This window comes from Aeromonas sp. 600886 (assembly GCF_049174935.1).
Lineage (GTDB): Bacteria > Pseudomonadota > Gammaproteobacteria > Enterobacterales > Aeromonadaceae > Aeromonas > Aeromonas veronii_A.
In genome coordinates this window covers 248328-260745 of the sequence record NZ_JAAKUB010000001.1, presented here as the reverse complement: position 1 = coordinate 260745, position 12418 = coordinate 248328, and the positions used below count along the sequence as shown (strand labels likewise).

The 12418-nt window shown below is 59.0% G+C and carries 18 protein-coding genes and 1 pseudogene; 14 read left to right on the top strand and 5 right to left on the bottom strand.

From position 1 onward, the window contains the following. Positions 1 to 67: 67 nt before the first annotated feature. From minC to mtgA, 5 genes are all read left to right on the top strand, one after another. Positions 68 to 787: a septum site-determining protein MinC gene (gene minC, locus G5179_RS01235; protein ID WP_069528166.1), complete on the top strand. Its 720-nt coding sequence runs from the start codon at positions 68 to 70 to the stop codon at positions 785 to 787. An 18-nt stretch (positions 788 to 805) separates the two neighbouring features. Continuing rightward, on the top strand, positions 806 to 1618 hold the full coding sequence (gene minD / locus G5179_RS01230) for a septum site-determining protein MinD (RefSeq protein ID WP_005336847.1): 813 nt from the start codon (positions 806 to 808) through the stop codon (positions 1616 to 1618). A gap of 2 nt (positions 1619 to 1620) precedes the next feature. Continuing rightward, complete coding sequence (minE, locus tag G5179_RS01225) at positions 1621 to 1887, top strand: cell division topological specificity factor MinE (RefSeq protein WP_005336848.1); 267 nt, start codon at positions 1621 to 1623, stop codon at positions 1885 to 1887. A 197-nt stretch (positions 1888 to 2084) separates the two neighbouring features. Continuing rightward, positions 2085 to 2411 carry an HI1450 family dsDNA-mimic protein gene (locus tag G5179_RS01220; protein WP_005352317.1) on the top strand — a complete coding sequence of 109 codons (327 nt, stop codon included), beginning with the start codon at positions 2085 to 2087 and terminating at the stop codon, positions 2409 to 2411. Beyond that, entirely contained in the window at positions 2396 to 3187 is a 792-nt protein-coding gene (gene mtgA / locus G5179_RS01215) for a monofunctional biosynthetic peptidoglycan transglycosylase (protein ID WP_421257705.1), read from the top strand. Before G5179_RS01220 ends, mtgA begins: the two co-directional genes overlap by 16 nt. A 3-nt stretch (positions 3188 to 3190) precedes the next feature. Here mtgA and G5179_RS01210 read toward each other — a convergent pair whose 3' ends face one another. Then, positions 3191 to 3319, bottom strand: a complete 129-nt coding sequence (locus G5179_RS01210) for a hypothetical protein (RefSeq protein WP_376940133.1) — start codon at positions 3317 to 3319, stop codon at positions 3191 to 3193. A gap of 147 nt (positions 3320 to 3466) precedes the next feature. Here G5179_RS01210 and G5179_RS01205 point away from each other — a divergent pair, with 147 nt between their 5' ends. After that, positions 3467 to 3790: an HI1450 family dsDNA-mimic protein gene (locus G5179_RS01205; protein WP_005336851.1), complete on the top strand. Its 324-nt coding sequence runs from the start codon at positions 3467 to 3469 to the stop codon at positions 3788 to 3790. Between the two features lie 55 nt (positions 3791 to 3845). Here G5179_RS01205 and G5179_RS01200 read toward each other — a convergent pair whose 3' ends face one another. Both G5179_RS01200 and G5179_RS01195 read right to left on the bottom strand, forming a co-directional pair. Next, positions 3846 to 4157, bottom strand: coding sequence for a DUF1289 domain-containing protein (locus G5179_RS01200; RefSeq protein ID WP_110303768.1), 312 nt, complete (start codon positions 4155 to 4157; stop codon positions 3846 to 3848). A 1-nt stretch (position 4158) separates the two neighbouring features. Further along, complete coding sequence (locus G5179_RS01195) at positions 4159 to 5019, bottom strand: CvfB family protein (RefSeq protein WP_005336853.1); 861 nt, start codon at positions 5017 to 5019, stop codon at positions 4159 to 4161. A 231-nt stretch (positions 5020 to 5250) separates the two neighbouring features. Here G5179_RS01195 and G5179_RS01190 point away from each other — a divergent pair, with 231 nt between their 5' ends. The 4 genes from G5179_RS01190 (at position 5251) to G5179_RS01175 (ending at position 7634) form a co-directional block, all read left to right on the top strand. Beyond that, the gene (locus tag G5179_RS01190) at positions 5251 to 6465 is read left to right on the top strand and encodes a UPF0149 family protein (protein ID WP_421257704.1); all 1215 of its coding nucleotides are present in this window, start codon (positions 5251 to 5253) and stop codon (positions 6463 to 6465) included. 170 nt (positions 6466 to 6635) lie between these two features. Next, the gene (locus G5179_RS01185; RefSeq protein ID WP_005336856.1) at positions 6636 to 7100 is read left to right on the top strand and encodes a MarR family winged helix-turn-helix transcriptional regulator; all 465 of its coding nucleotides are present in this window, start codon (positions 6636 to 6638) and stop codon (positions 7098 to 7100) included. A 2-nt stretch (positions 7101 to 7102) separates the two neighbouring features. Continuing rightward, on the top strand, positions 7103 to 7291 hold the full coding sequence (locus tag G5179_RS01180) for a DUF4250 domain-containing protein (protein ID WP_421257703.1): 189 nt from the start codon (positions 7103 to 7105) through the stop codon (positions 7289 to 7291). A 163-nt stretch (positions 7292 to 7454) separates the two neighbouring features. Then, a complete protein-coding gene (locus G5179_RS01175) occupies positions 7455 to 7634 on the top strand; it encodes a hypothetical protein (RefSeq protein ID WP_075115065.1) in 180 nt (59 codons plus the stop codon). A gap of 199 nt (positions 7635 to 7833) precedes the next feature. Here G5179_RS01175 and G5179_RS01170 read toward each other — a convergent pair whose 3' ends face one another. Then, positions 7834 to 8421, bottom strand: a complete 588-nt coding sequence (locus G5179_RS01170) for an FMN-dependent NADH-azoreductase (RefSeq protein WP_421257702.1) — start codon at positions 8419 to 8421, stop codon at positions 7834 to 7836. Between the two features lie 274 nt (positions 8422 to 8695). On the opposite strand from G5179_RS01170, the gene G5179_RS01165 reads away from it, so the two are divergent. The 4 genes from G5179_RS01165 to G5179_RS01150 all read left to right on the top strand — a co-directional run bounded on the left by G5179_RS01165 (position 8696) and on the right by G5179_RS01150 (position 12054). Then, complete coding sequence (locus G5179_RS01165) at positions 8696 to 9538, top strand: DMT family transporter (RefSeq protein ID WP_421257761.1); 843 nt, start codon at positions 8696 to 8698, stop codon at positions 9536 to 9538. A gap of 85 nt (positions 9539 to 9623) precedes the next feature. Further along, positions 9624 to 10802 (top strand): formate-dependent phosphoribosylglycinamide formyltransferase, encoded by a 1179-nt coding sequence (purT, locus tag G5179_RS01160; RefSeq protein ID WP_421257701.1) that lies wholly within the window; start codon positions 9624 to 9626, stop codon positions 10800 to 10802. A 126-nt stretch (positions 10803 to 10928) separates the two neighbouring features. After that, complete coding sequence (hxpB, locus tag G5179_RS01155; protein WP_236342387.1) at positions 10929 to 11588, top strand: hexitol phosphatase HxpB; 660 nt, start codon at positions 10929 to 10931, stop codon at positions 11586 to 11588. Between the two features lie 262 nt (positions 11589 to 11850). Beyond that, positions 11851 to 12054, top strand: a complete 204-nt coding sequence (locus G5179_RS01150) for a CPXCG motif-containing cysteine-rich protein (RefSeq protein ID WP_042012540.1) — start codon at positions 11851 to 11853, stop codon at positions 12052 to 12054. Between the two features lie 80 nt (positions 12055 to 12134). Here G5179_RS01150 and G5179_RS01145 read toward each other — a convergent pair. Next, a pseudogene (locus G5179_RS01145) lies at positions 12135 to 12378 on the bottom strand (IS5/IS1182 family transposase); the annotation flags it as partial. Positions 12379 to 12418: the final 40 nt, after the last annotated feature.

The following is a 12418-nucleotide window of genomic DNA, read 5'->3' as shown; positions in this document are numbered from 1 at the left end:
GGGCAAACTATAACATCAGGAATTGAATAACAATAACGGATTAGCATCTCTGCCTCGGGGAAGATTCATGGTTGAGCGCGATAACGAATTGAAAGGGACCACCTTCACTATTTCTGTGTTGCATATCAGCGATGGCGAGCCTGAGCGGATACGTCAGTTGTTGGCCGAAAAAGTGGCCCAGGCACCCTACTTTTTTAATTGCGCGCCGCTGGTGATCAATGTTTCCCGACTGGAACATATTCCCGATTTCGAACAGCTCAAGGAGCTGGTGGAGTCCGAAGAGTTTGTGCTGGTCGGCATCACGGGGGCACGCAGTGAAGAGATGAAGACAGCCGCCAAGGCGGTGGGACTGGCCGTGATGGCCTCGGGCAAGAGTCGCAAGAGCGAACCGGAACCCGAGCCAGCCCCCGCGCCAGCCGTCCCTGAGGTGGTTCCCGAGCCCGAACCCGCCCCCTTGATCCCGAGCAAGGTACATGTGGGACCGGTTCGTTCCGGCCAGCAGATTTATGCCGCCGGCACCTCGCTGGTGGTGCTGGGGTCCGTCAGTCCGGGAGCTGAAGTGCTCGCCGATGACAGCATTCATATTTATGGCACCTTGCGTGGCAGAGCCATTGCCGGTGCCCGGGGCAATACCCAGGCCCGGATCTATTGCCAGCAATTACAGGCCGAGCTGCTCTCCATCGCGGGCACATTCCAGCTGAGCGATGCGTTGCCGGCAGGCCTGATCCAGCAACCGGTACACGTCCGGCTGGACAACGAACAACTCCGAATAGACCGTATCAAATAGAGTTACAAGGAAGCGAGAATGGCGCGAATCATAGTCGTTACATCGGGTAAAGGTGGCGTTGGCAAGACCACAACCAGTGCGGCCCTGAGCACCGGCTTAGCCCAGCGTGGTCACAAGACAGTGGTCATTGACTTTGACATCGGTCTGAGAAACCTGGATCTCATCATGGGCTGCGAGCGGCGCGTGGTGTATGACTTCGTCAACGTCATCAATGGGGAAGCAAACCTCAATCAGGCGCTGATCAAGGACAAACGCTCTGAAAATCTGTTTATCCTGCCCGCCTCCCAGACCCGGGACAAAGATGCCCTCACCCGTGAGGGGGTCGAGAAGATCCTGGATCAACTGGCGGAGATGAAGTTCGATTACATCGTCTGCGACTCCCCGGCGGGGATCGAGGCAGGCGCGCTGATGGCACTCTATTTTGCCGATGAAGCGATCGTCACCACCAACCCGGAAGTCTCTTCCGTGCGTGACTCCGACCGCATCCTTGGCATCCTGGCCTCCAAGTCCCGCCGCGCCGAGCGCGGTGAAGACCCCATCAAGGAGCACCTGCTGCTGACCCGCTACTGCCCGACCCGCGTCAACCGCGGCGACATGCTGAGCGTGCAGGATGTGCAGGAGATCCTGGCCATCCCGCTACTCGGGGTGATCCCGGAGTCCCAGGCGGTGCTGCGCGCCTCCAACTCCGGCGAACCGGTTATTCTGGACAAGGAGTCCGATGCCGGTCAGGCCTACGAAGATGCGGTGTCCCGCCTGCTGGGCGATGCCAAGGAATTTCGTTTTCTGGAAGAAGAGAAGAAGGGCTTCTTTAGCCGACTGTTCGGGAGTTAAACATGTCATTATTGGATTATTTTCGTTCCAACAAGAAACAGAACACCGCACAACTGGCCAAAGAGCGGTTGCAGATCATTGTTGCTCACGAGCGTTCATCCAGAGGGGGGCCGGATTACCTGCCCCAGCTCAAGCAGGACATCCTCGATGTGATCCGCAAATACGTCAACATTGATCCTGAGAAGATAACCGTCCAACTGGATCAGAAGAGTGATGAGCTGTCAGTGCTGGAGCTCAACATCACCTTCGCCGATGACAAGAAGGGATGAGCTGACGCCCTATGCGTGACCCCTTCCCCCAATGAAGACCGGATCCTGTCACTGGATCCGGTTTTTTATTGGCACAAAAACAGGCCACTGCGGCTCGCCTCATCTCGCCAAGGGGTCTGCGGACCGCTAGAATAGCGCCGCCCCGCAGGCAGAGATCTGCGCCGGCACCTTTTTCTCTTTTCTGGAACAGACCGCTTATGTCTATGAATGACGAAATGCACAGCGTCGAGGAACTGCTCGATACCGCCCTCGAACTCTTTATGGAGCTGGCCTCTGACAACCTGCCGGAGCAGGAGATCGCCCGCTTCAATCAGGAGTTCAACGACCGCGGCCTGCTGGCCGAAACCGACCCGGCCGATGACTGGGAGGCGGACGTGGGTTTTGCGGTGAGCGATACTGACTATGCCGAGATCTGGGTAGGCCTTGGCAATGAAGAACAAGAGTATGAGCACCTGTTTGCCCGCATGCTGCTCTCCCGCCGTGTTGACGAGAAGTTCTGCCACATCGAATGGCTGCCCCAATAATTCCGGATCCCGATGATCCCAGCCACTATCAGTGGGAGTCTAGCCCTGACGCCGTGGCCCCCGTGCGCCCATCTGCATCCCTTGGGCGCCGGGTGTTGAGGTGGGCAGGCAAGATCGCGCTGGCCGGGCTGCTCTGCTCGGTCGGCTCGGTCGCCTTGCTGCGCTTTATCGATCCGCCGATGTGGAGCTGGCGTATCGAGCGGGCTCTGTTTCCGCCCGCCAAGATCACCCAGGTGCGCCATGATTGGGTGGATCTGGAGTCCATCTCCAAGGAGCTGCAACTGGCGGTGATTGCCGCCGAGGATCAGCGCTTTGCCGACCACAACGGCTTTGACATGGATGCCATCAACGCCGCGCTCAAGCACAACCAGCACAGCGAACGGATGCGCGGCGCCAGCACCCTCAGCCAGCAGACCGCCAAGAACCTCTTTATGTGGAGTGATCGCAGCTTCCTGCGCAAGGGGCTGGAGGCCTGGTTTACCCTGCTGATGGAGCTGGGTTGGGACAAGGCCCGCATTCTCGAGGTCTATCTCAATATCGTGGAGTTCGGCCCCGGCATCTATGGCGCCGAAGCCGCCGCCCGCACCTACTTTGGCAAACCGGCCAGCCGCTTGACCCGCTACGAGTCATCCCTGCTGGCCGCCGTCCTGCCAAATCCGTGGCGCTATCGGGTCAAGCCCCCTTCACCCTATGTGCAGAAGCGCTCGGTCTGGATCCGCCGCCAGATGGGGCAACTGGGTCAGATCACCCTCAATCGGGTGCATCAGGCCGACTGATCCTCAGGGCTCACCGGGTTTCTCCGGTGGGCCCAGATGGCCGCCCACCGTCTCGCGGTGAAGCGGCAGATAGTGCCACCACCAGGCCTCGCGCCGTCGCTTGATCTGTTGCCGCCGTCCCCGCTGTTTCATCCCCTTACTCCCTGCCAGATGATCCGCGCCTTAACCATACTCCCCCAACGGCAACTTGGACAGGCCAGCCACGCCCGGCGCACTGGTCTGGCCGCCACAGCCAATAATTGTTACAGTAGCGAACCTCGATGTATCTGGAGTGATTTCATGGAACAGCGTACCCCGGATCAGCTGGTCGAATGGGCCTATGATCAGTTTCTTGAGCAGGCCGCCGATATGCTGGCCCCCGAACAAATAGTCGACATCACCCTGGAGTTTGAGCAGCGTGGCGCCGTGGAGGCGACTCTGCCCAATGCCGACTGGTCGACCGAGCTGGGTGAGCCGGTCGATATGGAGCGCTGGGTCGAAGTGTGGGTCGGTTTGCTGGATCATCAGGATGAGTTTGAGGTGATCTTCGCCACCTTCCTGCTGCCCCGTCTGCTGACCGAAGATCAAGTGCATGTGCGCTGGCATCGCCAGCAGCAGGCATAAAAAAGGCGCCATCGGCGCCTTTCTTGTTTCTATGCTCTTTTATTGCTGTTCTCTGCTAATCCTGCGCCGCGATGGCCTTGGCCAGACAGCGGCGGCACCAGCAAGCGCTGGCCTCCTGCATCGGCATTGCCGGCAACTGGCTGCACCAGCACTGCGCAATGGTCTGACCGGCAGAGACGGCGCAATAGGCCGGTTCGCCACAACCCGGGCAGCGGTGGGTGCTTTTCGAGCCATTCAGCTCGGCCATCACCGCCAGCTGGGCCTTGCTATCCATCGCCGACCAGTGGCCGATCTCGGTCAGGGTGCGGCCACAACCAAGGCAAAGCCCATCTTTCGCCTTGCAGAGGCCAACACAGGGGCTCGGCATCTTATTCGCTATCCACTGCCGAGTCGGTCTCTGTGGCCACCAGAGTGATGGCGTTATCTTCGATGACGATCTTGCCCTGCTTGTAGAGGCCGCCGATCGCCTTCTTGAAGGTGCCCTTACTCATGCTGAACAGCTTGTAGATGAGCTCGGGTTCGCTCTTGTCACCCACCGCCAGACTGCCGCCCTGCTTTTTCATCCGGCTCAGAATGCGCTCACCGGCATCATCAACACGCGCCAGACCCGGCTTTTGCAGGGTCAGATCCAGTTTGCCATCCTCGCGCACCTGCTTGACCCAGGCGGTTTGCGGCCGACCGGTCATCACCCGGCCAAACACCTCGTTCTTGAACAGCATGCCGGGATACTGACCGTTGACGATCACCTTGATGCCAAGGGGCGAGTGCTCCCCCGGCAGCGCGGTCACTTCGTCACCGACCTTGAAGTTGCTGCCGGCCGGGGTCAGGAAACGCTCGATGCGGCTGGTGCCGACCATGCGCCCTTCGTTATCCAGTTGCAGACGCACCAGATAAACGTGGCCCACCTGCATCGGCTTATTCTGCTCGCGGCTGGGCACAAACAGATCCTTTTTCATGCCCCAGTCGAGGAAGGCACCAATCTTGTTGGCATTGACCACTTTCAGACCGGCAAATTCGTCCACCATGGCAAATGGCTTGTCGGTGGTGATCACCGGTTCGCAATCGGCATCCAGATAGAGGAAGACCTGCACGCTATCCCCCTCTTTCACCCCTTCCGGCAGTTGACGCTTGGGCAGCAGCAGTTCACCGTACTCATCGGCCGCAAGCCAGGCGCCACGGTCTTCGAGTTCAACAACGGTGAGGGTGTTCATCTTGCCAATCTGTATCATGGTGCTCTCTTTTCTCATTACCCGGATGGGCCAACTGAACATGGCCCCTATGGGCGCGCATGTTACCTCAAGAGCGGTGATCCGGCCTAGTCCCCAAGCCACCACTGGCCGCTCTTTCGCCCTTATCTTATCCGCCAATGGTGATTAAATCGCCAAACAGGCGGCCATTTGCTGCAAATAACCCCACTTTTAGGTAGACTTCGCGGCTGTTCAAATCCAGAGGAACTGTCGATGAACCCATCCACTCGTACCCGCCATCTTAATCAATGGATCCAGAGCCACAGCGATCAGGACATGACCTACCCGGCCCTGCACGGTTTTCTCTGTGCCCGTCTGGTGGGGCCAGAGACCCCTGACTGGCAACGCCCGCTGGCTGGTCTGCTGGAACAGGATGCCGAGTTGGATGAAAAAAGCGCAGAAGCCCTCAACCACCTGATCGCCGAGCTGGAATCCCAGGCCGACGACGCCCAGCTGGCCCTGCCCAGCCAATGCCGCCTGCCCAGCGATAACCCCGAGCAGGTGTTCGAACAGAGCCACCCCCTCGGTCAATGGTGTTATGGCTTCAGCATGGGTTTTGCCACCTGGCCCAAGCCGAAGGATTTGAACGACCCGACCACCCAGTACCGCTTCAGTCTGGCCGCCGAGCTGAGCCTGTTTCGCGACAAGCAGATGGCCCAGATGCTCTATAGCGCAGCCGCCAGCGAACTCCCCTTTGTCGAGTTCTGCAAACGCCAGCGCCAGAATATGAAAACCGCCCTCAACCAGTTGCTCAACCTCGACCAGTATCAGGCCGCCCCCAGCGCTGATGTGGCCCTCAATGGCGAGCAGGCCCAACAGTGGCAGACCTGGTTCGAGCTGGCCGACAGCTGCCGCGATTATCAGGCCCGCCTCGGCTGGTTCGAGAAGATCATCGCTGATGCCACCCCGCTCTTTGATGAAGCCTTCTGGCAGCAAATCGCCGGCCACGGCTGGAGTGCCCCCGAACTGCGTCCTCTGCTGGCCGCCAGAGCCGGCCGCGCCGACTGCCTGCTGCGCCTTGGCAAGCTGGGCGAGGCCAAAGCAGAGTATCTGGCGCTGCTGACAATCTGCGTGGCAGATGAGCTGGGTTGCCGCTACAACCTCTCCACCCTCTATGCACTGCAAGGGGATTGGCAGGCGCTGGCCGCCCTGCTGATGCGCTTCGACGAAGCCTCCAGCTGGTTGCTCTACAACAAGGCGCTGATGGTCTTTGCCACCGAGGGTGCCGAGGCAGCCAAGCCCCATCTGCTGGTCGCCATCGAGGCCAACCCGCACATTCCGGCCTGCCTGCTGGGTCAGCGCAAGCTGCCCAAACAGGAGCCGCAAAGCTGGCAAGCAGGCAGCCGCGACGAGGCCGCACTCTACGCCATCCACACTCGCGAGGCCTGGCTCAAGCAGAACGCCCTCATCTGGTTGCGTAAAGGCTGAACAACGTTGGCTTAAAATCCCGTCGGTCAGACCCGGTTTTTCCTTGAGGGCGTGCGCCACCGCACATTTCATCGCAACCGGGTCAGACAAATCAGCTTGAGTTTCGTATCATCAATGTCAAAGTATCAAAAGAAACTGCATCTGATGCAGCCGTCACAGCAGGGTGTAATATGTCAAAAATCATAGCGTTACTCGCTCACTACCCGCCCTATCAGTTGGTACATGCCGCCGAGATGCTACGGGATACCTTCGAACAGTTTTATGAACAGCGTTACCAGCTGACCGTGCCGCAGTGGCGCCTGATGATGGTGCTCGGCCCCAACTACCCCATCAGCCAGAAAGAGCTGGTCGAGGCGAGCGGCATGGACAAGGTGCGCATCTCCCGCGAGATCCGCCGTCTGGTCGAAAAAGGGATCATCTTTACCGAGAGCAGCGAGCAGGACAAACGCATCAGCCTGGTCTCCCTCACCAATGCCGGGCTCGCCCTCTTCCTGCAGCTCAAGAGTGAAGCGGGCAGCTGGCAACATACCCTGACAGACTATTTGCCTAGCGAATCCCGCGAGGCGATCCGCCAGCATCTGCACAGCGTCAGCGCCGCCATCGAGCAGCTGCAATCACTGGATCGGGAGAAATAATCATGGATTTGAAAAAGTTCGCCACCATGGACATCAACATGCTGCTGAGCGTCGTCAATATGCAGCTGCGTGATCGCTATGACGATCTGGAGGATCTCTGCAAGGCGCAGGAGATCGATCAGACTGCACTGGAAGCTCGGCTCGCCAGCGGCGATTTTCGCTACCAGCCAGCGCAGAAACAGTTCAGATAAAGAGAGCTAGCGGGATCGGGATCACAGCGCCAGTGATGGCGCTGGCTCTGTGGTAAAAACCTGATATGGTCTGAAGAGCCCCAACAGGGTGATGCACGGATACATCACCCTGTCACAAGAGGGCATTAAAATCGTTTCAGGTGAGCAAACCAAGGATGACCCCATGATATTGATGACCCGACAGAGCCTGTTGATCACGCTCTGTACCCTGTTGATGATCAGCCTCTTCACGCCCCACATGCCGCAAAGTACCGAACAGTGGCTGACCACCCTCTTGCTTGGCCTGCTGGTCGCGGTGGCATTGCTGCTGGTGCGCGGTTGTCGCCGCTTTATGATGGAGTAGTGACTCCGCCGGAACGTCTGTACCGACCGCTTACCGCGATACTCTCTGTAGCATTACGGTCTTGTCGCAATAACGTCTGTCGCAATCACACCAAGCCAAAAAACAAACGCAGCCTGATGGCTGCGTTATTGTTTCTGGCTGGGCAACTCCTTGAAGAGATAACCCCTGACGGGATCGAGAGCCCTTATAGAGAGAGCCCTTAGATAGCCAGAGCCTCAAGCTGCGCTTTGGCCGCTTCCATCCCCCTGCTCTGGGCATCCGGGCCCATACCCATACCCTCTGCGTAGATGAAATCCACCTCTTTGATACCGATGAAACCGAGCACGGTACGCATGTAGGGAGTGACCAGATCGGTGGCGCTGCCGACGTGCATGCCGCCGCGAGGGCTGATCACCAGCGCGCGGGTATTTTCAACCATCCCCACCGGACCAGTCTCGGTATAGCGGAAGGTGACGCCAGCACGGGCCACCAGATCGATCCAGTTTTTCAGATGGGTCGGGATGTTGAAGTTGTACATAGGGGCCGCAATTACCACCAAGTCGCTCGCCTTGAGCTCGGCGATCAGCTCGTCAGACTGGGCGATCACCGCCAGTTGACGTTCATTGAGGTTGTCACCACCGCGCAGGCCGGAGGCCAACTCGCCATCCAGCACCGGCAGGTTGAGGGCAGCCAAATCACGCACGGTGACGACATCATCCTGATGATCAGCCAGGAAGCCGTCGATCAGGGCGTTGGATTGGGAATATTGACCCAGGATGCTGGATTTGAGTACGAGGATATTGGCCATGGTGAAACTCCATTTGGTTGTCGGTTGAACAGCGTTGCTGTCGATGGAGGTCACTCTAAACATTGTGCTTATTTGCTGATAGCGAAAATAGATGCTCAACTTGTTCAAATTTTTTGATGCAAGGCCACTTCCTCGCCAGCCAACCCTGCGGCCGCGCTTCAACCCTTGGCAGAACAAACGATTGCCGTTATGATCCGCCGCACTTTTTTCCAGCGACCCGGATCCCATGATACCCTCGCGCAGGCACTCTCCTTTGGCCGGTGCAGTCTGGATGATGGTGGCAGGACTCTGCTTCGCCGCCGTCAACAGCCTGAGCCAGTATGTTAGCTTCAAACTCGGCCTTGCCTCTACTCAGGTCGCCTTTCATCAATACCTGATCGCCCTGATCTGCCTGTTGCCCTGGCTGGTTCGTCACGGCTTGCGCCAATCCCTGATGACCAATCAGTTCCGGCTGCACCTGTTGCGGGTATTGCTGGCGGTAGTCGGCATCCAACTCTGGCTCTGGGCGCTGGCGTACCCCGTCCACATCTGGCAGGGGATCGCTCTGCTGATGACCTCACCGCTGTTTGCCACCCTGGGCTCCGCCCTGCTGCTCAAGGAGCAGGTGAGCCGCGCCCGCATTCTGGCCACCCTGGCGGGCTTTGCCGGCGCCATGCTGATCCTCGCCCCCTGGACTGACGAATTCAACTGGGCCTCCCTGCTGCCGGTGGCAGCGGCGCTGTTCTGGGCCGGCTACTCCCTGATGGTGCGCTATCAGGCAGCCAACGAATCATCCCACACCATAGTGGTGTATCTGCTTATCTTCAGTACCCCGTTCAACGTCATGCTGGCCCTGCCGGAGTGGCAGTGGCCAAGCGAGAACCAGTGGCTGCTGGTAGCCGCTTCCGGCGTGCTGACGGCACTGGCCCAGATGTCCATCGCCCGCGCTTACAGCGTGGCGGAGGCCTCCTTCGTACAACCTTTCGATTTTGCCAAGCTGCCGATGAACGTGCTGGCGGGCTGGCTGGTCTTTGGCTGGGCGCCCCCCGGCCGTCTGTGGCTTGGCGCCGCCATCATCATTGGCGCTATTACCTTGCTGACCCATCTGGAGCAGCGCGCTCACAAACCCGTTTCCTGAGGTACGCCATGCGTGCCTCTTTTTTTGTCCGCTATTTGTGTAATAGCGATCATCAACAATGACCATCGACATCAGGAGAGATCGTATGTTTGGAACCGCAACCCGCCCCGGCGCCACCCGTGCCCTGCTGCTGGGCTCCGGCGAACTTGGCAAGGAGGTCGCCATCGAGTTGCAACGGTTCGGGATCGAAGTGATCGCCGCCGACCGCTACCCCAATGCCCCCGCCATGCAGGTGGCCCACGCTGCCCACGTGCTGGACATGCTCGATGGCAACGCCCTGCGTGCCCTGGTCGCCGAGGTTAAACCCGACCTCATCATCCCCGAGATTGAAGCGATTGCCACCGATACCCTGGCTGCCCTTGAGCAAGAAGGAGTCAAGGTAGTGCCCAACGCCCGCGCTACCCAGCTCACCATGAACCGGGAAGGGATCCGCCGCCTCGCCGCCGAGACCCTGGGTCTGCCCACCTCACCCTACCGTTTTGCCCAAAGCAAAGAGGAGTTTGTCGCCGCCGTCGAGGCCATCGGCCTGCCCTGCGTGGTGAAACCTGTGATGAGCTCGTCCGGCAAGGGACAGAGCGTACTGCGCGATCTCGCCAAGATCGATGAGAGCTGGACCTACGCCCAGGAGGGTGGCCGCGCCGGCCGTGGCAAGGTGATCGTCGAGGGCTTCGTTCCCTTTGAGTACGAGATCACCCTGCTCACGGTACGCGCCGTCGATGGCATTCACTTCTGCGACCCTATCGGCCACCGGCAGGAAGATGGCGACTATCGCGAATCCTGGCAGCCGCAGGTGATGAGCGAGCTGGCGCTGGCCCGATCCAAAGAGGTAGCGGCCAAGGTGGTTGAGGCCCTCGGTGGTTACGGCCTGTTCGGGGTCGAACTCTTCATCAAGGGGGATGAAGTGTGGTTCAGTGAAGTCTCGCCTCGCCCCCACGATACCGGCATGGTGACCCTGATCTCCCAGGATCTCTCCGAGTTCGCCCTGCATGTGCGCGCCATTCTGGGGCTGCCGGTCGGCACCATCACCCAGTACGGGCCGAGCGCCTCCGCCGTGGTACTGCGCGAAGGGCACAGCCAGAATATCCGCTATCAGGGGATTGGTGAGGCATTGGCGCTGGTGCCGGGCGCCCAGCTGCGGCTGTTTGGCAAACCGGAGATCGCCGGTCGCCGCCGTCTTGGCGTGGCGCTGGCCCGCGCAGCTGATTGCCAGGATGCGGTAGAAAAAGCCAAAGCCGTGGCCGCCAAGGTCGAGGTGCTGTTCTAAGGGCTTTTTTGCCACAGCAAAACAAACGTTTGCCGATGTGATCGGGCGCAAGGGGCATGGCAATGCCCCTTTTGCATTTGCCCGTCAGGCTTATAATCCCCTCTTCTAATTTGTCAGGAGTACAAGATGTTAGCTGCCGTGATCTTCGATATGGATGGTGTTCTGATCGACTCGGAACCCTTTTGGCAACGGGCCCAAATCGCCGTTTTCTCCGAACTGGGTCACCCCCACACCGTCGAGGATTGTGAATCGACCATAGGAGTGCGCATCGATCAGCTGGTTGCCCACTGGTATCGCCTGCGCCCGTGGAGCGGCCCAACTCAGGAAGAGGTAGTACAGCGCATTCTGGATCGGGTCAACGCCCTGATCCTCTCCGAAGGTCAGGCCAAAGCAGGTGTGCTGGAAGCGCTCGACCTTATCGAGGCCCGCGGGCTGAAAGTGGGTCTGGCTACCTCATCACCCTTTGCGATGGTAGAAGCGGTGCTCGGCAAACTTGGCATTCGCGATCGCTTTATGGCGGTTCACTCCGCTGAAGTAGAGCGTTTCGGCAAACCGCACCCGGATGTCTACATCCACGCCGCCGAAAAGCTGGGAGTGGAACCGGTACACTGTCTGGCCATCGAAGATAGCTTTACCGGTCTGCTGGCGGCCAAGGCGGCCTCCATGACCGCGTTGATCGTGCCGGATCCCGCTTTAGTGGGTGACCCACGCTTGGCCATCGCCAACTACCAGCTCGGCTCGCTGGCCGAGCTCAATGCCGACATGTTGGCCAGCTGGGTCGCGTAACGCCTCGTTACGCCCCCCATCTCCTACTCGCAGGGGGCAGCTGGCCCCCTGTTATTGCCAAACAACCGTTGGCAATCCCCCTCTTGTCACCCGCGATCAGCAACCAGACGGCTCTTATCCTGAACGGCCCACGCAACCAGTTGGGCCTTGCCATTTCTAAGGCTTGATCTCTGTCATAAACGTGCGTTTGCTCGCGGTTAACCCCCTGCAGCCCGACTAGAATCAGGGTAGATAGGCGGCCCTAGGGCCCGAGGAGGTTATCATGATCGAGTACACCAGCAAGCGCATCGTCTGCCCTCACTGTGGCCACCATACCCGGGTCGAGCTGGATGCCAGTCAGGGTGATCAGGAGTTTTACGAAGATTGCATGGCCTGTTGCAATCCAATCCACCTGCGGCTGCATCGGGATGAGGAACGCGACCGTCTGCAGCTCTTTGTGGATGCCGACGACGAGCAACTGTTTTGATTGCGAGTCACAAAATGTCGAGCAGGGCATTGTTGCCTAACTCAGCCAGCAAGTCATGACTTCCGAAGCCCCATGTGCTGCTACAACACTTGGGGCTTCTTTACAGGCAGAGCAAGGAGTTCCGTTTGTTTATCGCACTCATATGCGCCACCACTTCTCCTACCTGACCGTTGCATTTCCTGAGAATGCTATTTCCTGCCAGCAACTGCTTGAACCGGTAAATTACCGTCACTGCCAACGGGCGATGGTGCTTCCCCTCCCTAATATCTTCTTTCGGTGCACCACTCTCTCCGTTTGCACCGCCTCATTCCTCGTATGCTCCTTTACCTATACCCCCGTATTTTAACGAGGAGGAATAGAGACT